The 20,860-nt window shown below is 68.7% G+C and carries 17 protein-coding genes; 6 read left to right on the forward strand and 11 right to left on the reverse strand.

Annotated elements, in window-relative coordinates:
• Positions 1-3: 3 nt before the first annotated feature.
• The 5 genes from fliN to sciP all read right to left on the reverse strand — a co-directional run bounded on the left by fliN (position 4) and on the right by sciP (position 4,459).
• Positions 4-327: a flagellar motor switch protein FliN gene (gene fliN / locus JL101_RS01970; RefSeq protein ID WP_158047175.1), complete on the reverse strand. Its 324-nt coding sequence runs from the start codon at positions 325-327 to the stop codon at positions 4-6.
• 10 nt (positions 328-337) lie between these two features.
• On the reverse strand, positions 338-1,108 hold the full coding sequence (locus JL101_RS01975) for a FliH/SctL family protein (protein WP_203096849.1): 771 nt from the start codon (positions 1,106-1,108) through the stop codon (positions 338-340).
• A 34-nt stretch (positions 1,109-1,142) separates the two neighbouring features.
• Complete coding sequence (gene fliG / locus JL101_RS01980; protein ID WP_407697029.1) at positions 1,143-2,105, reverse strand: flagellar motor switch protein FliG; 963 nt, start codon at positions 2,103-2,105, stop codon at positions 1,143-1,145.
• A gap of 88 nt (positions 2,106-2,193) precedes the next feature.
• A complete protein-coding gene (gene fliF / locus JL101_RS01985) occupies positions 2,194-3,858 on the reverse strand; it encodes a flagellar basal-body MS-ring/collar protein FliF (RefSeq protein WP_203096850.1) in 1,665 nt (554 codons plus the stop codon).
• Between the two features lie 298 nt (positions 3,859-4,156).
• Positions 4,157-4,459: a CtrA inhibitor SciP gene (sciP, locus tag JL101_RS01990; protein ID WP_158047171.1), complete on the reverse strand. Its 303-nt coding sequence runs from the start codon at positions 4,457-4,459 to the stop codon at positions 4,157-4,159.
• Between the two features lie 312 nt (positions 4,460-4,771).
• On the opposite strand from sciP, the gene JL101_RS01995 reads away from it, so the two are divergent.
• Positions 4,772-5,311: a hypothetical protein gene (locus tag JL101_RS01995; protein WP_203096851.1), complete on the forward strand. Its 540-nt coding sequence runs from the start codon at positions 4,772-4,774 to the stop codon at positions 5,309-5,311.
• A gap of 37 nt (positions 5,312-5,348) precedes the next feature.
• Here the strand turns inward: JL101_RS01995 and JL101_RS02000 are convergent, their stop codons facing one another.
• The 6 genes from JL101_RS02000 to JL101_RS02025 form a co-directional block, all read right to left on the reverse strand.
• On the reverse strand, positions 5,349-6,713 hold the full coding sequence (locus JL101_RS02000; protein WP_203096852.1) for a nucleotide sugar dehydrogenase: 1,365 nt from the start codon (positions 6,711-6,713) through the stop codon (positions 5,349-5,351).
• Between the two features lie 47 nt (positions 6,714-6,760).
• Positions 6,761-7,780 (reverse strand): NAD-dependent epimerase/dehydratase family protein, encoded by a 1,020-nt coding sequence (locus JL101_RS02005; protein ID WP_203096853.1) that lies wholly within the window; start codon positions 7,778-7,780, stop codon positions 6,761-6,763.
• Positions 7,781-7,848: 68 nt separating this feature from the next.
• Complete coding sequence (locus JL101_RS02010; protein WP_203096854.1) at positions 7,849-10,098, reverse strand: tetratricopeptide repeat protein; 2,250 nt, start codon at positions 10,096-10,098, stop codon at positions 7,849-7,851.
• Positions 10,099-10,139: 41 nt separating this feature from the next.
• The gene (locus tag JL101_RS02015; RefSeq protein ID WP_203096855.1) at positions 10,140-10,556 is read right to left on the reverse strand and encodes a flagellar biosynthesis repressor FlbT; all 417 of its coding nucleotides are present in this window, start codon (positions 10,554-10,556) and stop codon (positions 10,140-10,142) included.
• Positions 10,557-10,817: 261 nt separating this feature from the next.
• On the reverse strand, positions 10,818-13,382 hold the full coding sequence (locus tag JL101_RS02020; RefSeq protein ID WP_203096856.1) for a tetratricopeptide repeat protein: 2,565 nt from the start codon (positions 13,380-13,382) through the stop codon (positions 10,818-10,820).
• A 94-nt stretch (positions 13,383-13,476) separates the two neighbouring features.
• Positions 13,477-15,168, reverse strand: coding sequence for a methyl-accepting chemotaxis protein (locus JL101_RS02025; RefSeq protein WP_203096857.1), 1,692 nt, complete (start codon positions 15,166-15,168; stop codon positions 13,477-13,479).
• Positions 15,169-15,491: 323 nt separating this feature from the next.
• Here JL101_RS02025 and flgK point away from each other — a divergent pair, with 323 nt between their 5' ends.
• From flgK to JL101_RS02050, 5 genes are all read left to right on the forward strand, one after another.
• Positions 15,492-16,979 (forward strand): flagellar hook-associated protein FlgK, encoded by a 1,488-nt coding sequence (gene flgK, locus JL101_RS02030; RefSeq protein WP_203096858.1) that lies wholly within the window; start codon positions 15,492-15,494, stop codon positions 16,977-16,979.
• 20 nt (positions 16,980-16,999) lie between these two features.
• Positions 17,000-18,034 carry a flagellin gene (locus tag JL101_RS02035; RefSeq protein WP_203096859.1) on the forward strand — a complete coding sequence of 345 codons (1,035 nt, stop codon included), beginning with the start codon at positions 17,000-17,002 and terminating at the stop codon, positions 18,032-18,034.
• A 99-nt stretch (positions 18,035-18,133) separates the two neighbouring features.
• Positions 18,134-19,306, forward strand: a complete 1,173-nt coding sequence (locus tag JL101_RS02040) for a glycosyltransferase family protein (protein ID WP_203096860.1) — start codon at positions 18,134-18,136, stop codon at positions 19,304-19,306.
• Between the two features lie 189 nt (positions 19,307-19,495).
• A complete protein-coding gene (locus tag JL101_RS02045; RefSeq protein WP_203096861.1) occupies positions 19,496-20,314 on the forward strand; it encodes a flagellin N-terminal helical domain-containing protein in 819 nt (272 codons plus the stop codon).
• Between the two features lie 125 nt (positions 20,315-20,439).
• Entirely contained in the window at positions 20,440-20,838 is a 399-nt protein-coding gene (locus tag JL101_RS02050) for a flagellar biosynthesis regulator FlaF (protein WP_158047161.1), read from the forward strand.
• Positions 20,839-20,860 lie beyond the last annotated feature (22 nt).

Raw genomic sequence — 20,860 nt, forward strand, 5'->3', positions numbered from 1 at the left:
CGCTCAAGACCGGTCGGACTTGATGATTTCGGTCATGGTCACGCCCAGCCGGTCTTCCACGACCACCACCTCGCCGCGCGCCACCAGACGGTTGTTGACATAGATGTCGATCGCCTCGCCGACCTTGCGGTCGAGCTCCACCACGGCGCCGCGGCCGAGCTTGAGGAGCTGGCTGACCTGCATGGTCGCCTTGCCCAGCACCGCGGAGATCTGGACCGGGATGTCGTAGATCGCCTCCAGGTCCTTGGCCGCATGGCTGTCGAATTCGGCGACATCGCGGGAGCCGCCGTCGAGTTCGTCGAGCGAAAAGCTGTCCTTGCTGGCCATCGGGCCTCTCCTAGCTGTCGATTACGGTGGACGGCGCTGCCGCCGCGAAGGGGGCGGACTGGCCGGAGGCATGCCCCGGGGCATGGTTCGCGCCCGCCGGATGCAGGCCGGGGTCGAGCAGGCGGGCCGCGGCCCTGTCGATGTCCTGCCACAGGCGGGCGCTGTCGCGCTCCGCCCCGCCGTCGGCCCACTCGATCCGGCAGTCCCCGGGAGCGACCGTCGGTTCGGCCAGCAGCACGACCTTGCCGGCGAAGCCGCGCCGGGCGGTGATCGCGTCGATCCGCTCGGACAGCGCGTCCAGGTCGGCGTCGGCTAGCCGGATCACCAGCCGGGGCTCGTCGATCAGGTCGCTGACGCAGGCGGCGATCATGGATTCGATCTCCGCCGTGCCCTGCCGCCGGGCGAAGTCGGGCAGCAGCTTTCGGGCGATCGCGGCGCCGATCTCGATCACGCCCTCGCGCTGGCGCGCGGCGCTCTCGGCGGCGCTCTGCACGATGTATTCGATCTGGTCGGCCAGGCGGTCGAGCGTGGCGGCGATCCGGGCGGCCATCGCCGCCTCGGCCTGCGCCTTGCCGTTGGCGAAGCCGTCGGCGTAGCCGTCCTCGTGCGCCTGGAGCAGGTCGGCCGACTTGAACACCGGCTCGGGCGGCGGGGGCGGCTCCTCCGGTTCGGGAGGCGGCGGTTTCGCCGCGACGGACTCGGCGGCCAGGCGCTCCTCGCGCCGGCGCGCGACGTCCACGTCGAACTCGGTGTCGAACAGGAACTTGCGGGTCGATGACATGGTCGGGGTCTGACCTCCGTGGTTCCGGCCGGGCCTAGTAGATCAGCTCGTCTTCGCCCTTGCCCTCGGCCATGACGATCTCGCCGCGCGCGGCCAGGTCCTTGGCGACCTGCACCATGTACATCTGGGCCTCGTCCACGTCGCGCAGGCGCACCGGGCCCATGGCCGCCATGTCCTCGCGCATGATCTTGGCGGCGCGTTCCGACATGTTGGTGAAGAACAGGTCGCGCAGCGTCTCCGACGAGCCCTTGAGGGCGAGGCCCAGCTTGGGCTTGTCGACGACGCGCAGCAGCGTCTGGACGCCCGAGGGGTCGAGCTTCGACAGGTCCTCGAAGGTGAACATCAGCGCCTTGATGCGCTCGGCGCTGTCGCGGTTGCGCTCCTCCAGGGCGGCCAGGAAGCGGTTCTCGGTGTTGCGGTCCAGGTTGTTGAAGATCTCGGCCATCATCTCGTGGGCGTCGCGCCGGCTGGTGCGCGCCAGGTTCGACATGAACTCGGTGCGCAGCGTGCGCTCGACGTCGTCGAGCACCTCCTTCTGGACCGATTCCATGCGCAGCATGCGCATCACCACTTCCATGGCGAAGCTTTCCGGCAGCTGGGCCAGGACGCGGGCCGCGTGCTCGCCCTTGATCTTGGACAGCACCACGGCCACGGTCTGCGGATATTCGTTCTTCAGGTAATTGGCGAGCACCGTCTCGTTCACGTTCGCCAGCTTGTCCCACATGGTGCGGCCGGCCGGACCACGGATATCCTCCATGATCTGGTTGACCTTCTCGCTGTCCAGCACCTTCATGAGCAGCCGTTCGGTGCTCTCGTAGGTTCCGACCAGCGACCCGGTGGAGGAGATCTGCTCGGCGAACTCGACGAACAGCCGCTCGATGATGTTGGCGCTGACCGTGCCCAGGTTGGCCATGGTCTGCGACAGCTCGCGGATCTCCTCGTCGTCCATGTGGGTGAACAGCTTGGTCGCGTGCTCCTCGCCCAGCGCCAGCATCATGATGGCGGCCTTCTCCGGCCCGGTCAGGGTGCGGTAGTCTTCACGGATGCGCAGCGCTGCCACGGCTCAATTCTCCCCGTTCACCGGATCAGGTTTCCTGGTACAGCCAGCTCCGGATGATCGAGACGGCCTCTTCCGGATGCTTGTCCACGATCTCGCCGACCTTGCGGAGCGACGAGGCGCGCACGCGCCCCTCGACGCGGTTGATGTCGATCATCTGTTCCAGCTCCTCGCCGGCCTGGGCGTCTTCCAGCGCCAGGTCCTGGGCCAGCGCCCCCGGACCCATGAGCTGCGCCTGGGCGGCGGTCTGGTCGGTCAGCAGGCGCTCCGCCTCCTCCTCCGCGGCGCTGTCGTCGCCCCGCTCGAAGGCCTTGGCCATCAGCGGGCGGATGACCAGCAGGATCACCAGGATCGCGACGATCGCGAGCACGATCATCTCGGCGATCCGGAACAGGTCCTCCTTCGCCATGCCCAGGAAGGTGGCGCCGGCGTCGGCGAACTCCGCGTCCGGCGTGGCGAAGCGCATGTTGATCACCTCGACCGTGTCGCCCCGGACGGCGTCGAACCCGATGGCGGAGCGGACGAGGGTCTCGATCTGGGCCATTTCCTCCCGGGAGCGGGGGCTGTAGACCGGCGTGCCGTCCTCGCCCGGCGCGTAGAGGCCGTCCACCAGCACGGCGACCGACAGGCGGCGGACCTGGCCTGACTCGCGGACGTGGCTCTTGACCGTCTTGCTGATCTCGTAATTGATCGTCTCCTCGGTCCGGGCGCCCTTGGTGCGGCTGGTCGCGGCGGATTCGGAGGAGTTGGAATTGGCGGTCGGCAGGTTGTTCGCGACCGTCACGGGGTCGAGCGCGTCCCGGTCGGTCGATTCATTGTTGTCCTCGACCGTCTGGGTCGACCGGATGACCTGGCTCTCGGGATCGAAGATCTCCGAGCTGGTGGTGATGCGGTCGAAGTCCAGGTCGGCGGTCACCTCGGCGCGGACCTTGCCGAAGCCCAGGGAGCGCGACAGCAGGTCCTCGATCACCCGGGTGGTGCGCTGCTCGTAGGCCAGCTTCTTCTCGTCGGCGCTGGCCTGGAGGAGCTGTTCGCTGCCGGCTCCCATGCCGCGGGCCAGCAGGTTGCCGCGGTCGTCGACGATCGAGATCTGGTTCGGTTCGAGTTGGGGCACGGCGGCCGCGATGAGGTGCTGGATCGCGACGATCTGCTCGCGCTTGAGCTGCTGCCCCGGGCGCAGCTTGAGGAACACGCTGGCGGTGGCGGCCTGCTGGCTGCGGCTGAACATCTCGCGCTTGGGCAGCACCAGATGGACCCGCGCCTGCTGGATCGGCCCCAGCGTGGCGACGGTGCGCGCCAGCTCGCCCTCGGTCGCGCGCAGGTGGTTGATGCCCTGGACGAAGCTGGTGGTGCCGAACCCTTCGGGCTTGTCGTAGATCTCGTACCCGATCGAGCCGCCGGACGGCAGCCCGGCCTGGGCCATGACCATCCGAAGACGTCCGACCTGATCGGCCGGCACCATGATCCGGGTGCCTTCCGCGTTGACCTGGTGGGGGATCTTCTGCTCTTCCAGCTGGCGCACGATGGCGCCGCCGTCCTTGGGGTCGAGGTCGCTGTAGAGCAGGGCCATGTCCGGTGTGGACAGGCGGGTCATCAGGTAGACGAAGAAGCCGATCAGGCCCAGCGCCACCACGCCCATGGCGGCCAGCCGTACCGGGCCGAGATTGCGCAGGGTCTGGAGGAACGTGTTCAAGCGGGCTGCCCTTGGCGGCTTGGGAATGGCGGCTTACAAAACCGTTGCTTCGGCGGGGTGCGGACGCAGCCGCCGGCCCAGGCCGTCACTCGCCTGAAATGTAACGATATTTTCGTTTATGGATGGTTAAGATGGCCCGGTTTCGATGCCTGCCCGGCAAATTCTGCCTAGCGGGAGGGGGCCTCCGGGATGGGGGACCGGCCCCGGGATGCCGGTGGAAAGCGGGGCGCCGTCTGGAATCGGCCGTGACGGCCGAACGGCGGAATGGCCGGGACCGGACATGGCCCCGTGCGGCTCCTCACTCGGCCAAGGTCGCCTTCTCGCCCTGGCGATAGTCCTGCAGTCGGGTCGCCCGCAGCCCGCGCACCCCGTGACTGTCGATCAGTCGTTGCCAGGAAAGGAATTCCTCGACCGACAGCGTGTAGCGACGGCAGGCCTCCTCAAGGCTGATCAACCCGCAACGCACCCCGGCAACTACTTCCGCCTTGCGCCTCATGACCCAGCGCTTGGTATCGGGTGGCGGAAGATCTGCCTCCGTCATCACCCGCGAGGCCAGGTCTACGACACTGTCCATCATCGGGTCTTCTTTATGAGCTGTCATGCGACAGGTTACCTCGCGAATCCTTACTCATCCGTCGGCAGCGGGCGTCAGTATCCGAGCGCCAATTTAAAAAACTGCTAACTCGCGGAAATCTTGTCGCTCCAAAGGGGTAGAGTACCCCGATGGGCGGGATTCGCGGGCGGTGCGGTGGTGCATAAGTCCGTGGGCTGGCTAACTTTCCTACTGTTCGCGAGTCACATGTTAACAAACGGTATAGCGCTTGGGGGATTCTTCGGCCGTCAGTTAAGAATCCCTTGACTCCTCCCGCAAGAGTCGGGACCATGCACATGGATCACCAGTATTGGGTCAGCTATGATGGACGCCATCGGAAACACACTGCAGGGAACGGCGGCGGTACGCGCGCCCGCCCAGCAGTCAGTTCCGCGGACGGCTCAGCAGGAAGCCGATCCGACCGCCGGTGCCGCGGCGGAACCCTCCCGCTACTTCAGCCCGGTCGTCCGTCTCGACAGCGAGACGCAGCGCACCGTGCTCCAGTACCGCGACGGATCCGACGGCAAGGTGCTGGTTCAGTATCCCTCCGAAAAGCAGCTTGAAGCCTATCGGAACCGGGCCATCGCCGAGCGGTCGAAGGAGCAGGAGCAAGCCGACGCGACGAAACCGGCGCGGCAGGGCGAACCGATCCGGGTCGCCTTCGGCCAGCCCGCGGGCGGCCCGTCGGAAGCTGGGCAGGCCGGCGGCGGCGCGTCCGCGAATCCCGTGTCCGCTTCCGCCGGACCGGCCATTCCCATCGCGGTGCCGACGCCCGCGCCGCGGCTGGCCGGCCCTGGAGCCGGGGAAGGCGGGGCCGCGTTCGGCGCTGCCCGTCCCTCGCTGAACTCGATCTCGGCCTGATCCGTCCCGGCCCGCCGGTGCCCTCCTGGGGAGGGCATCACTGTCCGGAGCACTCGGCGGATGCCGCATGATCCGCGCCCATGGAGTGGGTTCCCAGCGCCACGTAGCGGATGCCGGCATCCAGGGTCAGCCGCTCCGGCAGGAAGTTGTTCCAGAAGTCGTAGACCATGCCGGGCCGGGCCATTCCGCGCGAGAGCCGTGACAGCGGCATGGCCTGGAACGCCGGGTGGTTGTTGTGGATGACGACCAAGTGGCTCCGGTCGAACGCCTCCGTCAGGTCCGACAGGGGGGTCAATCCCAGCGCGCTCAGATCCTGGGCTGAAACGATCGGATCATAACCACAGAAAACCGCTTCCGGCATCATCCGGCGGAGCTCGGCGAGCAGGGGGATCGCCGTGCTGCCGCGCAGGTCGTCGGTCTCCGGCTGGCCCTTGAAGGCAAGGCCCATCAGGGTGACCTTGAGGGCGCCGGAGCGGCGCCACGGGAGCACCTGGCCGGCCATGTACCGGGCGGTCTCGACCATCAGCCGTTCGTTGATCGTGCGCGCGGCCGCGGCGATCTCGGGCATGACTCCGCGATCCGTCATGCTCTCCACCAGGATGTGCGAGTCCTTGCTCAGGCAGGGACCGCCGACCGGACCGGGCATCGGCAACTGGGTCCGGGCATAGCCCAGCTTGCCGAAAGTGATCACCTCGGCGGCCGAGATGCCGACCGCGCCGCAGAGCCGCGCCACCTCGTTGGCGAAGGCGAAGCCGACATCCCGGCTGGTGTTGTCGATGAGCTTGATCATCTCGGCGGTTTCCGGATCCCGGACCCGGATCACCGTCGGCGTGATCGCGTTGAAGACCTGGGCGAGTCGGACCGAGCCGCGCTCCGAGGTGGCGCCGATGATCTGCGGCAGATGCGTCAGCTCGTAGAGCGCGCGGCCTTCCAGCGTCCGTTCCGGACAGAACGCGACGTCTACGTCCCGCCCGGTCTCGGCCAGGATCGGCATCACGACGTCGCGGGTGGTGCCGATCTTGACGGTGGAGCGCAGGACGACGGCGTCGCCGTCCTTCAACCGGTCCGCGATCTCCCGCGTGACCCGCCTGACCATGTCGAGCCGGACCTTGCCGTCCGGCCCCAGCGGCGTCCCGACCGTGATGATGTAGAGCGAGACGGCGGGATCGTCGGGCAGCGTGTTGCTGACATGGAAGCGCCCGGCTGCGAGCTGGAAGCCGAGCCGTTCGTCCAGGCCGGGTTCGTGGAAGTGGGCCTTTCCCGTGACGATCCGGTCGGTGAAATCCCGGTTCAGCTCGACGCCCCGGACCGTGTAGCCGGCTTCCGCCATGATGATGGCGAGCGTCAGCCCGACATAGCCAAGGCCGATGATGCAGACCGTGCGGTCATGCTGGTAATCCATCGCCGAGGCTCCCGCGTCGGATGGCTGGGATCGGGTTGGCCGGGAGCTCACAGGCGGCCTGCGGCGAGTTCCGCGCGCACCCACCCGACCACTTCGCGCACGCTCTCGGCGACCGGCACCGTGGCGGCGAAGCCCAGCACCCGCGCGGCCTTCGCCGTGTCCGGAACGCGGCGCTGCACGTCGTATTCGAAGGGGGCGTCGCTGGCGTGGCGGAACGGCCGGTCGCCGTGGACCTCGCGCCAGACCAGGGCCGCGAGTTCCAGGACGGTGGTCGGCTCCGGCGTGGACAGGTTGAAGTCGTCGTTCAGCGCCTCGTCCCGTTCGACGCACAGGCGGATGCCGCGGGCAAGGTCGCTGCCGTGGGTGTAGCAGCGCACCTGGCCGCCGTCCCCCAGGATATGCAGGGGATCCTGCCCCTTCAGCACTTTCTGCGCCAGGTCCGGAAGCACGTGGGACATGCTGAGCCTGACATTGCCGCTCATGATCTCGGCGTCCCCCAGCGCCTTGCCCTCGCCGACGCCGACGCAGTTGAACGGCCGCGCGATCGTGAAGGGCAGCCCGTACTGCTGGTGGGCCGCCCGCGCGAAATACTCCACCGCCAGCTTCTGGAACCCGTAGCTGCTGGCGGGGGGAGGGGCGCGGGTGATCTCGCTCTCCGGCGTCGGGAAAGTGGAGGCGCTCTCGAACACCATGCTGGAACTCAGAACGACGATCCTGGAGAGCCGTCCCGCCCGGTGCGCCGCGATGGCGGCGTCGAAGGTCGACGCGGTGATCCGCTCGTTCTCCGCCAGCAGGTCGTAGGCATACTGGTGGAAGTAGGAGATGCCGCCGATCATCGCGGCGCCGGCGACGATCCGGTCGCAGTCGGCGGCCAGTTCCGTCATCAGGCCCACGTCCTTGCAGTCGCCGAAGACGAACCGGTAGCCGGGATGGCCGTCATGCGCCTTGGCGACGGGGCCGTACTTGCTGAAATTGTCGATGCCGACGACCTGGTGCCCGTGCTTGAGCAGTTCGGCCACGACATAGCCCGCGATGAAGCCCGCGGCTCCGGTAACCAGGATCTTCATGAGCGTTTCCGCGCTGGCGAAACCGGCGGGGTGCCGCCGAAAGATATAGCCAGACTATGCCGAAATGGTTAATCAATCCTTCCGCTAAGGCACCGGTCCCGCCACATCCGCCTGAAAGCCGCTTCCAGCGTCCGCGTGAAATGGGCGGAGTCGCAGAGCGGCGAGGCCGCCATCCGGTCGCGCAGCCTGCCGCGCAGGTCGGCCAGCCGTCCGAGGTCGGCGGCCAGTCCCTCCGCCCGCGCCAGGTACCCCGAAGCATCCTCCGCCACGAGGCCGGGGAGCCCGGCGGCGGTCAGGTGCGACAGGCTGTGCCGGGTGCAGAACCGCTCGCCCGGCAGCGTGATCACCGGTACGCCCATCCACAGGGCTTCCAGCGTGGTCAGCCCGCCCGAATAGGCCAGCGGGTCGAGCGCTATGTCGACCGAGTTGTAGGACTGGAGCAGGCCTGCGTGTCCGGATGCCCGCCGCAGGTCGAGCTGGCCGGGCGCCACGCCGTAGGCGGCGAACCGGGCCGCCACCGCGTCGCGCACGCCCGGAACGTCGAGCGCGAAGGTCTGGAGCATCAGCCGCCGGTCGGGACGGTCGCGCAGCAGGGTGCTCCACAGGGCGATGCTGGCTTCGTCCAGCTTGGCGAGGTTGTTGAAGCAGCCGAAGGTGACGACTCCGGACCCGAGGGCCGGCAGGGGACCGACCGGCGGCGCATAGGGCGGCGGCTCGTAGCAGACATAGCAGTCGGGCAGCCGCATGATCCGCTCGGCGTAATGGGGATCGACCCCGTCCGGCGTCTGGCGCGGGTCGGAGATGAGGTAGTCGATGGCCGGGATGCCGGTGGTTCCGACATATCCGGCCCAGGTCGCCTGGATCGGCGCCGGCCGGTGGACGAAGGCGCGCAGGCGGTTGTTCGCCGTATGCCCCGACAGGTCCACCAGAATGTCGATGCCGTCGCCGCGGATCCTGTCGGCCAGTTCGGCACCGTCGATGTCGGCGATCTCGTGCCAGTGGTCCGCCAGGCGGCGGAACCGGTCCGTCATGGCATCGCCCTGCCGGCGCGCCGAATAGCAGTGGACCTCGAAGGAGTCGCGGTCGTGGTGCAGGACCACCCCGCCGAGGAAGAAGCCCACCGGATGCTGGCCGAAATCGGCCGAGACGTAGCCGACGCGGAGCCGCCGCTCCGGATCGGGGACTGCCTCCGGGTGCGCCGGCGGCGTCCCGGAGGGCGCGTGGCGCCGGTACCACTCGGCATGGAGGCGGTTCAGGTCGGCCGGGCCGAGCGTCCCGTCATACTGGAGGGTCAGCAGCAGGTTGCTGTGGATCTCCGCGTTTCCGGGTTGCAGCAGGAGGGACCGCCGCACCAGCCGGGCGCCCTCCCGCGGCCTGCCCATGCCGCTCAGCATCACGCCGTATGAATTCAGCGCGAAGGGATCGGCCGGGCCGTGGCACAGGGTGGTGCGGAAGACCGCGTCGGCCGCCGTCAGGTCGCGGACGGCCAGATGGAGCATTCCGAGGCAATGCCTGAGGTCGACGTCCTCCGGCCGGTGCGCCACCGCCAGCGCGGTGATCGGGATCGCATCGCCCGTCCGTCCGGCGTCGCGCAAGGCGATCGCCAGGAGCCGGATCAGGCTGCTGTCGAGCCGTGCCGGATCAAGCCGGGCCTGCCGCTCCACCGCCCGGAGGGCGCCGCCCAGGTCGCCGGCACGGAACCGGACCACCGCGATCTGGTGAAAGGTCGACGGATTGTCCGGCCGGTACGCGGCGGAATTGCCCAGGGCCGTCAGGGCGGAGTCGGAACGGCCGGCCAGGTGAAGGGCGATGCCCAGGTTGTGCCAGGCGGGGTCGTGACGGCGGTCGATCCGTAGCGCGCGGCCATAGGATTCGGCGGCGGCGAAAGCGCAGCCGTCGTCGAGCAGCACATTGCCCAGGTTGTACCAGCCGTCCCGGTCGGCCGGGTCGATCAGCAGCACGCTGCGGCAGCACAGCAGCGCCGCTTCCCGGTTGCCGCTCGACCGGTGCAGCGAGGCGAGGCTGAGCCAGGCGGCACCGAATCCCGGCTCCGATGCCAGCGCCTGGCGAAAGAGCCGGGACGCGTCGCAGAGGCGTCCTTCCCGTTCGGCGATCAGCCCGAGAAGGTGGAGGGCGCCGGGGGAGTCGGGCTCGACCTGCCGGATCTCCTCGCACAGCCAAGCCGCCATCACGAGATTCCCGGCCAGAAGGGACCGTTCGGCTTCGGCAAGCAGCCCGACGCTCAGGGCGCCGGACGGGGGAATGGACGCGGAAGAGGCGGCCCTGGAAGTGGGGGCCGCCGGATACTCATCGGACATGCTCTAACCGGGGAAGCCTGGATCCGCCATGCCGCCGGGCTTCAGCCGGCCGGAAACTCGCGGACCAGGGCATCGTCGAACTGGATCAGGTGGCGGCAGACCTCCAGCGCGGCGAGGTACTCGCCCTTGCGGCTCAGCTCCGAGATGATCGCCAGGCTGCGCAGCACCGGCTGAAGCTCGGTCGCCTCCGCCCGGTCGTCGAGCAGCGAGATCAGCTTCTCGTGGTAGATCCCGGCGGAGGCGCTGTCGAGGGTCATCAGCTGAAGCGCGTAATAGATGCGCTTGGTCGCCGTGTCGGCGTCCTTCTCGTCCAGGATCAACTGTTCGCGGGTCAGGGTCGGGGTGCCCTCGGGGACCATGACCGTGCCGTCGTCCTGCATGTGGATCGGAACGCCCTTGACGATGACGGTGCCGCCGGGCTGGAGCGGGAGAGCAATCAATTCGATCGTTTCGGTCATTGTAGTGCCACCCTCTTGCAGTCGTTGCTGGCTTGCAGTCGTTGCTGGACATCGCGGGTGGCCTTCGAAGCTTGCCCCGCCCGGTGTTGATGGCCGGGATTATGTCCATCTTCAAAGTAGCTTGCAACAAGGAGTTACACTATGGGGTGTAATACTTTTGAGAAAAGGCTGGGGTGATCGGGGCCGGGGACAAGGCGGCGCGCGACCACGCGGGGTCAGCCGGGAACGTTTGCTTCGCTGAAGTTCGGGTTCCGCCGGATTTCATTGGGTCCGGAGGATTTCGTTTTCGATGGCCCGGACGCTCTGGGTGTCGTCGAACAGGAGAGGGACGCGGTCGAGGACGCGGCGGATGACGTGGGCCCTGCGGTCTGGTTGGCTGGCGAGGTCGAGGGCGATGTCGACATAGTGGGCGTGGTCTCGGGCGACGCAGTCGTCGAGGCCCATCAGGCGGTAGAAGCCGTGGGTGTGGCGGCCGCGCATGAAGGCTCCGGGCCAGGTGACGATCGGGGTGCCCAGCGCGAAGGCCTCCAGGCTGGTGTTGCCGCCGCTGTAGTGCAGCGGGTCGAGCATGACGTCGCTGCACGCCACCAAGCTGAGGAAGTCGGGCAGCGGCATCTGGCGCAGGAAGCGGAAGCGCGCCGCGACGTCCGCTCCGGCGGCGGCGAGCCTGCGGCGCAGCAGGCCGTCCAGGTTGCGGTCGCGCCCCGAGAGCAGCACCACCAGGCCCCGCGGGTCGCGGCGCAGCAGCTCGACCAGGGCGCGGTCGAAGTCGGGATGGATCTTGAACAGGCTTTGCGGGCAGACATAGAGGCGGGCGTCGTCGGGCAGGCCGAAGGCGGAGCGCGGCTTGGGCCGGGCCGGCAGGCGGGGCCTCGCGTAGTGCAGGGTGGTCCCGGGCAGGCGGATCAGGCGCTCGGAGTAGTGGCGCTCGGCACCGTCCGGCTCCATGGCGGCGCACGACAGGAAGCGGTCGAGGTTGCGGATGCCGGTGGTGTCGGGATGGCCCCAGGCCAGGCACTGCAGCGGGGCGAGCCTGGCGAAGGCGAGGAAGTAGGTCAGGGCGGACATGCCGATGTCGGCGTAGTACAGCACGTCGAGGCGCCGGGTGGCGATCGCGTCGCGGGCGGCCCTGAGGTCGAGGGGCAGCTCGACGGTCGCGTCGGCGGCGCGGACCAGGGCGTCGCGCATGGCGTCGCCGGCGTGGGGGGTGGTGAACAGGGTGACGTGGAAGCGCTCGCGGTCGAGGTTCCGGATCAGGCCGAGGTTGAGCTTGGCGATGGTGTGCTGGTGCCAGTACTGGGAGACGAAGCCTACATGGGTGCGGCCGTCGGGCCGGGCCGGCGGGTCGGCGCGGTCCTGGAGCAGGTCGGGGCAGGCGGCCTCGTACAGGCCGGCGACGGCCTCCTGGAGGGGACGGTCGTCGGCGGCATGGTAGGCCAGGTAGAAGCAGGTCTGGCCGACCTGGGCCAGCGGGTCGCGCAGCCGGATGCCCCGTCCGGTCAGCCGCGCCACCCCGTCGGCCAGCCGCTCCCGCACCTCCCGGATATGCGCCTCCGACTCCGGGATGATCGGGAGCGCCAGCGCCTCCTTCACCTCCAGCCCGGGATCGCCGCACAGGCGGCGGGCCTGGCGGAAGGCCGTCCGGGCGCGCCCGGTATGCCCCTGGTCCAGCAGGATGTTGCCGAGCATCGTCTGGGCCCGCGCGAAATCCGGCGTCACGGCCAGCGCATGGCCCAGCGTCGCGGCGGCGGCTTCGAGCCGGTGGTCGCGCAGGCGGGCGTTGGCCAGGCTGATCAGCGCCTCCGGATGGTCGGGCCGGACCCTGAGGGTGCGCAGCCACATCGCGACGGCCTCGCCGTGGCGGCCCAGGCCGGCGAGGGCGGCCCCGAGGTTGGACCAGGCGGTGGCGTAGCCGGGATCCACGGTCGCGGCCCGGGCCAGGGCGTCGCGGGCGTCGCCGTGGCGTCCCAGGCGGTTCAGGCAGAAGCCCAGGTTGTTCCAGGCTTCCACCCCGTCGGGACGCAGCGACGCGGCGCGCCGGTATGCCGCCTCGGCCCCGTCCAGCCGGTCCAGGACGAGCAGGATGTTGCCGAGCGTCAACGGGGCAGCGGGGTCGGTCGGGTCGCACAGGGCCGCGCGGCGGGCGGCGGCCGCCGCCTGTTCCGGCAGTTCGCGCGCGGTCAGGACCATGGCCAGGTCGTGCCACGCGGAGGCGAGCGAGGGCTCGATGGCCAGGGCATGCCGATGGACCTCGGCCGCGTCGGACAGGCGGCCCAGCCGGACCAAAGCGGTTCCCAGCCCGGCGAGCGCCGGTACGCCGGACGGATCGCGCGCCAGGGAGCCGCGGAACGCGGCCTCCGCCCCCGCGGGATCGCCGGCGGCCAGAAGCGCCATGCCCAGGTTCGCATGGGTCGGGGGTTGATCCGGCGCGAGCGCCGCCGCGGTCCCGAAGGCCCCGGCGGCTTCGGCCGGGTTTCCCTGCTCCAGCAACGCGTGGCCCAGGTTGAGCCAGGCCTCGATCATCCCCGGGTCCAGGCCGATCGCGCGCCGGTAGGCTTCGGCGGCGGCGTCGGGCCGTCCCTGGTGCCGCCGGGCGATGCCGTATTCCAGCAGGATGTCCGGGTCCCAGGGACGCGCCGCCACGAGGAGCCCGAAGGCGTCGGCCGCCAGGTCCCAGTCGCCGGCCTGGGCGCCGACCTGGCCGATCACGAGCAGGGTGCCGGCCGGAGGAGCCAGCGCCATCGCCTGCCGGCACGCCCGTGCCGCCTCGGCCAGGCGTCCCGCTTCATGATGGTGCTGGGCGGTCTTGAGGAGTTCGGCGAGCATCTGCAGGCATCGTTCCGTGGGGGCTTGGGCCGCCGCACCGTAACACCGGCGCGGCCCCGGTGACATCCCGGTCTTTGCCGCCCGGCGCGGACGGTCAGGTGTTCCCGGCCCGGAACTCGGCGGTGAAGCGGGCCGCCTCGGCGCGCAGGGTGTCGATCTGCCGGGCGATCTGCACGGCGGAGCCGGTCATCCTCCCGACCGCGTCGTCGGTTTCGCGGATCGCCCGGGTCACGCTGCCGAGCCCGCCGGTGATCTCCCGTGCCGACCCGGCGCTGTCGGCCATGCTCGACGCGATCCGTTCGGTCGCGGCGCTCTGCTGCTCGACCGACCCGGCGATGGCGGTCGCGATCGCGTTGACCCGCTCGACCGTCGCCGCGACCTCCCGCATCGCCTCCACCGCCATGCCGGTCTCCGATTGGATGTCGGCGACCTGGGTCGAGATCTCGGCGGTGGCCGACGCGGTCTGGTTCGCCAGCAGCTTGACTTCCTGCGCGACGACGGCGAAGCCCTTGCCGGCCTCCCCGGCTCTCGCCGCCTCGATGGTGGCGTTCAGCGCCAGCAGGTTGGTCTGCTTCGCGATGCCGTTGATCAGGCGGACGACGTCGCCGATCCGCTGCGCCGCGCCTTCCAGGTCCCGGATGCGCGCGGCGGCCTGCCCGGTATGGGCGACCGCCTCCCTCGTCACGGCAGCGGCCTCGGCCGTGCGGCCGCCGACCTCCTTGACCGACGACGCCAGATCCTCCGAAGCGGAGGCGATGCTCTCGACCGACGACGCGGTGCTTTCGGCGGCGGACTGGACGGCCACCGCCTGGCGGCTCGCCGTGGCGGCCTGGGCCGAGATCCCTTCGGCGACCATGCGAAGATCCCGGTCGGCCCCGAGGAGGGCGGCGACGACGCCGGCGACTCCGTCGTTGAAGCGGCCGGTGACCTCGGCCATGCGCAGGGCTTCCCGCGACGCCGCGTCCCGCCGCGCGTCCTCCGCCGCGCGCATCGCGTCCAGCGCGGATGCCTGGGTCTGCATGGTCAGGATCGCCCTGGTGACCTTCCCGAGTTCGTCGTCGGGCCCGGTTCCGTCGAGCGCCACGTCGCGCCGCCCCGCGCCGATCGCCTGGATCGCGGCGGCCGCCTGCGCGAGGGGCCGGGTGATCGATCTGACGCTGAGCACCGACAGGACCAGCGCCGCGGCGATGGTCAGCAGCGTGATCGCCGCGGTCAGCGCGATCGTGAAGCGGCCGGTCGTGGCGCTGTGCAGGGCACGTTCCGCCTTGCGGCGCCCGATCAGGTCGGAAATGGCGCCGTTGCGCTCCTCCAGGGTCTCGAACGCCTCGATGAAGTCCGGCATGCGGACCTGGGCCTCGACCGGGCTGGTCCGGGCCAGGCCGACGATCGTCTCCGCCGCGGCGATGTAGCGGTTGAGCGCCGGCTCGACCTCCTCCAGGGCCGCCTTGATCTCCTGGTCCAGGCCGGACCGCTCCGCATTGGCCCGGAGCGCCGCGCGGAAGGTCCCCGCATGCTCGTCGAGCGCTTCGCGCGTCGCGTCATGGTCGCTCTCCTGCGTTCCGTAGGCGCTGGACAGCAGGGCGGTCAGGACGTCGGCGCGCAGGGCGTCGTGCATCATGTCGCCGAGCAGATGGCTGGCCAGGGCGTCCGACATGACGATCAGGTCGTCGGCGGCCCGGTTGGACGCGACGATACCCGCGGCCCCGATGCTCCCCGTGACTCCGGCGGCGATTGTCAGGCCGGCGGCAAGGCCGGTCAGGCGTTGGCGAAGCGTCGGGTGTGGCATGGCTGCGCGGTCCTGGACTGGAGTGGACGGGCTGGGGCAGGCGCGGGAGCATCGAATGCAGAAGGTTTCATGTCGCGACATGAAACAAAATTAGTATAAATGACATATGCCTTGTATCGGCCGCTCTGCTCCGGCATCCCGGCAAAGCATGCATGCCCCCGGCAGATTTTGCCGGGACTCCGGGCCGGCGCAGCTTCGTTGCCGACCCCGCGGGCGGTCGGCAACGCCCCGAAGGCCCTTTGCGGTCGAAGAATTCTCCTTCTGGCCCGGAGATTGCTTGGAGGATCGCCGACAGGCACCGCATCCGGCGGGGCCTGCGGGTGATGGTGGATCAGATGGGCCTCGACGTTTCCCTGCGCACGGCGATGAGCGGACTCCGGACTGTCCAGCAAGGGCTGGACGTCGTCTCGCGCAACATCGCCAATGCCGACACTCCCGGCTATACGCGCAAGATCCAGACCCAGTATACCCAGGTCATCCAGGGCCAGAGCGTCGGCGTCCAGACCGGCAACGTCGAGCGCGAGGTCGACACCGCGCTTCAGAACGAGGTGCGCAAGCAGGGCAGCCGGGTCGCCAACCTGAGCGTGACGGAGCGGTACCTGGGCCAGGTCGAGACCCTGCATGGCGATCCCGAGTCGGAAAGCTCCCTGGGCAACGTGCTCAACCAGATGAAGGACGGCTTCACCCGGCTGATGGATTCGCCGAACTCCGTCCCGCTCCAGAACGAGGTGGTCTCGCTGGCCGACACAGTCGCCCGGACGCTGAACCGGGTGGCCGACGGGATCAACGATATCCGGACCCAGGTCCAGGTCGACATCGAGGATGCGCTGACCGACCTGAACAACCAGTTCCAGCGGGTCGACGACCTCAACCGGCAGATCCGCTCGCTGACCGCCACCGGCCAGCCCCAGCCCGACCTGGAGGACCAGCGGGACGAGGCGCTGCGGAAGATCTCCGAGCAGATCGAGGTCAACGTGATGCGCCGGGGCGACGGCACGGTCTCGATCCTCGACCGGTTCGGCCAGCCTTACCTGGAGGCCGGCTATCAGCCCCTGTCCATCTCCCAGGTCTCGATCAACCCGCAGGCGGCATATCCCGGCGCCATCGGCCCGATCCGCCTGGGCGATCCCTCGACCGGCACCGACGTCACCCCAAGGCTGGCGCAGGGCGGCAACCTGGGCGGGCTGCTCCAGCTGCGCGACCAGACCTTGCCGCGGTTCCAGGCCCAGCTCGACGAGATGGCCCAGACCATGGGCGAGGCGTTCGAGGGCGCCGGGCTCCTCCTGTTCACCGACAGCACGGGCGTGGTTCCGGTCGATGACCCGCTCGCGTCCCCGCCCACCTCGTCGGTCGGCTTCGCCAACCAGATCCGGGTGGCGCAGGACGTCATCGACACGCCGAGCCTGCTGCGCGACGGATCGCCGATCGTCCCGGGCACCGCCCCGGCGAACAGCAACCTGCTGCGCACGATCGTCGACAGCGTGCTGGGCGGCGACCAGGCTTTCGATACCACCGGCCTCGGACCCAACGCCGACCTGGGCACCGTGCTGCCCGGCAGCACGACGCTGGCGTCCTTCGCCGCCGAACTGGTCAGCCACCAGACCAACCTGCGGGCCAGCACCACCGCCCAGCTCGAACCCGCCACGACGCTGCGCGACCATCTGAGGACCAAGCTGTCCGATCAATCCGGCGTTAACCTGGACCAGGAAGTATCGCTCCTGATCCAGCTGCAGCGTTCCTATTCCAGCTCCGCCCAGGTCGTCTCGACCAACCGGCAGCTGTTCAACGACCTCATCTCGATCCTGCGCTGATCCGACCAGGGAGTCCGGCCATGACCTCGATCTCGACCAACGGACAGTTCCTGCGGCTCCAAACCCAGAACCTGGCCATCCAGCAGCGCCTGACCGAGACTTCCGCGCAGGTGTCGAGCGGCAAGAAGACGTCCGTCTACGGCGGGCTGGGCGCCGACGCGCGCCAGTCGATCGACCTGCGCGGCCAGGTGACCGAGCTGGACACCTACCAGAAGAACATCGCCTCCGCGAAGCTGCGGGTCTCCAGTGCGGTCGAGACCATGGACCGCATCAAGAACGTGGCGCGCGACGTGCGCGAGCAGCTGACCAAGCTGACCGGCAACCCGCCGCCCAACCAGACCGTGGTCCAGGACATCGCCCGGCGCGGCTACGAGGAGGTCGTGCAGCTCCTCGGCACCCAGGTGGAGGGGCGTTATATCTTCGCCGGCAGCGACATCGACAACCCGCCGTTCCCCAACTCCGCCCAGTTCTTCACCGACGTGGAGACGGAAGTGACCGCCTTCGCCGCCAACGGCGCCGCGGCGACCCTGGCGGCGACCACGGCGATCGCGACCGACGACACCTATTTCTCGACGGCGCTCCAGGCTGCCGATCCGTCGCCGCTCCGCGCGCGCGTGGACCGCAACCTCGACCTCAGCTACCAGGTCCGAGCCAACGGACCGGAAAGCCCGGCCCCGCCCGCCGGGGAACTCGCGCCGTTCCGCGAGATCCTGCGCAGCCTGGCGACCGCCGCGACCCTGACCTACGACACGGCCAATCCCGGCTCCTTCACCGACTACACCACCATGCTGGACACCACGCGCAACGCGCTGGACAGCGCCGCCAAGAACCTGGACAACCATGTCGGCATCCTCGGCTCCACCTACGAGCGGATGGAGGCGATCGACAACCAGCACGACGTGACCGCCCAGACGGCCAGGACGAACCTGGGCGACGTGGAGGACGTCGACATGGCCGAGGCGATCACCAAGCTGCAGCTGATCCAGACCCAGCTCCAGGCATCCTACAAGGTGACGTCGACCCTGCGGCAGGTGAACCTGATCGACTTCCTGTAACGTCCGTCCCGGCAACGCCGTCCGGCGCGGGAGGAGCCTTCACGACTCGTCAATCATCCCGGTGCTAACCAGCCGCGTTGACCTCACGCGGGAAGCCTGATGAAGCTCGTCGTCCTCGATCCCGGCCTGGACAGCACGGCCGGCCACCACTACCACCTGGACCTCGTGCTGCGGGAGCAGGCGGCCGCCCACGGGATTGAGTCGGTGTTCTACGGGTTCAAGGGAATGGATCCGGCGATCGAGGACCAGTTCGACGCCCGCCTGATCTTCGACCTGCACTCCTACGCCAAGGTCGCCGGCCTGCCGGAACTGGCGCCGATCCAGAACTGGTCGACCAAGAACACCAGTTTCTGCCGCAACCTGTGCGACGGCGTGCCGGCCGATTTCGAAGCCGACGACATCGTGGTCATGCACACGGTGCTGGGCAGCGAGATGGTCGGCCTCTATCTGTGGTACCGAAGCCTGCCGGACCCGAAGCCGCGCGTGTGCCTGGTCCTGCGCTTCCCGCCCTGGTTCCACCTGGCGCGCCCGTATCACGAGATCGCGGTGGCGCTGGAGCGCTACGCTGTCTCGCTGTGGACCGAGTTCCCGGCGGAGCGCGTGATGATGGCGTGCGACAATGCCGGCCTGGCCCGCTTCTACAGCAAGCTCGCCGGTTTCGAGATGCCGAGCCTGCCGATCCCGATCCGCTATCCCGCCGTGACTGCCCGGGACGGAAGATCATCGAGACCCCGTTTCGTGTACTTGGGCGAGGCGCGGGAGGAAAAGGGCATCCACCTGATCGTCGAGTCGCTGCGCCGTCGCCCCGCCGCCCTGGCCGGCATCGACTTCACGATCCAGTGCGGTCGGCCGGAGCTGCTCGGGCCGCTGCTGGGGGAATGGCGCCAGGACCTCCCCGAGGTCGATTTCGTGGACCGGAACCTGTCCGAGGCGGAATATCTCGATCTGCTGTCGAGCGCCGACGCGGTGCTGGTTCCCTACCAGCCCGACATCTACGACGTGCGCACGTCCCACGTCTATCTGGAGGCGGTCGGGACCGGCAAGCCGGTGCTGATAACCTCCGGCTCCTGGATGGACCTGGAGTCCGCCCGCCTCGGCCACACGCCCGCGCGCGCCGCTGATTTCACCGTGGACTCGGTCGAGGAGGCCCTCGTCCGCCTGGTCGGCGACTGGCGGGATCTGCGGGCGCTCGGGCCTGCCGCGGGCGAGCGGTGCCGGGCATATCACAACCCTGCGACATTTTTTGACAGGCTGCTTTCCCTTTTCCCGTGAGAAGGCGCCGGTAGCCATCGGCGCGCCCCTTCTGGAGGGGCGGGAAACCGCGGAATCCCTGATGTCCCGCATACAACTGAAGATGCGGATGTCCCTTGCGGGAATCTGGCAATTAAGACTCTTTTTACGGTCTGAGCTTACCATCGACTCGCGGAAGAAGACCGCAATCTATCCAAAATGGAGGCACCGGTGGCCAACTCGGTTAATACCAACATCGGGGCGATGATCGCCCTGAAAAACCTGAACAACGTCAGCGACTCGCTGTCGACCACCCAGAAGCGCATCAGCACCGGCCTGAACGTCGCCGACGCCTATGACGACGGCGCGTCCTATGCCGTCGCGGAAGGCATCCGCAGCGACGTCAAGGCGATCGGCGCGGTGAACGAGCGTCTCGCGGTCGGCAAGGGCATGATCGACGTCGCCGTCAAGGCCGGCGAAAACATCTCCAAGTCGCTCCAGGACGTCCGCGTCGTCCTCACCAAGCTGGCCGACCAGGCGCTGACCGGTGCGGACCGCACGAACTACGAGAACCAGTACAACACGCTGAAGAACGACATCGACAACTTCATCAAGGACGCCAAGTACAACAACATCACCCTGATCAACACCGACACCAACCAGTCGATCATCTCCAACATCGACGGCGGCAACATCACGGTGACGTCGCAGAACCTGGCGACCGCCGTCTATGCCCAGCTTTCCGCCGCGTCGGACTACTCGGCCGCCGCCACGCTGATCGCGACGACCGGCGCTCTTGCCAACGCGGAAAGCAACCTCGGCCGCGCCATGAACCAGCTGGCCGCCGACAGCCGCCGCATCACGAACCAGATCGGGTTCAACAATGCGATCGCCGACGCGACCAACACCGGCCTGGGCGCCATCGTCGACGCCGACCTCGCGAAGGAAAGCGCGCGGCTGCAGTCCCTGCAGGTGAAGCAGCAGCTGTCCAGCCAGGCGCTATCGATCGCCAACCAGTCGCCTCAGTCGCTGCTGGGCCTGTTCCGTTAAGGCCGCGCCCGCGTCCAACCCTCTCCGGGCACCGTCCCGGAGGGGGCACGACGGCCTCAAGGCCCTTCCGACGGTCCCCTTTCTCCCAAATCATCAGAAAATCGCAGTTCTGAACGGAAGTGGCAATGAACTCGAAGATCAATGCCTACAAGCAAGCGGCGATGATGAAGACCGATTATCGTTCGCAAGAGGCCAATCTCTTCAAGCGAGTCACCTTTGGCCTGATCCAGGGCAAGGCGAATCCCAACGGCATGGACCTGGTCCGCGCCGCCTCGGACGACAAGCTTCTCTGGATGACCATCGTCAAGCTGCTGCAGGACGACCAGAACCGCCTGCCGGCTCCGCTCCGCGCGCAGATCATTTCGATCGGCCAGGCGGTGATCCGCGAGATCGACCAGAACATCACCGGCACGCTCGATGTCGATTTCCTGATCGACATCAATACCCAGATGATCGAAGGCCTTGCCGCCCAGCCCGAGACGGCCGCCGCCGCGGGTCTGCCGACCGAAATCCCCTCGGCATAAGGGAGCCGGTCCCGACGATCAG

The sequence above is a fragment of the Skermanella rosea genome, from assembly GCF_016806835.2.
Classification (GTDB): Bacteria; Pseudomonadota; Alphaproteobacteria; order Azospirillales; family Azospirillaceae; genus Skermanella; species Skermanella rosea.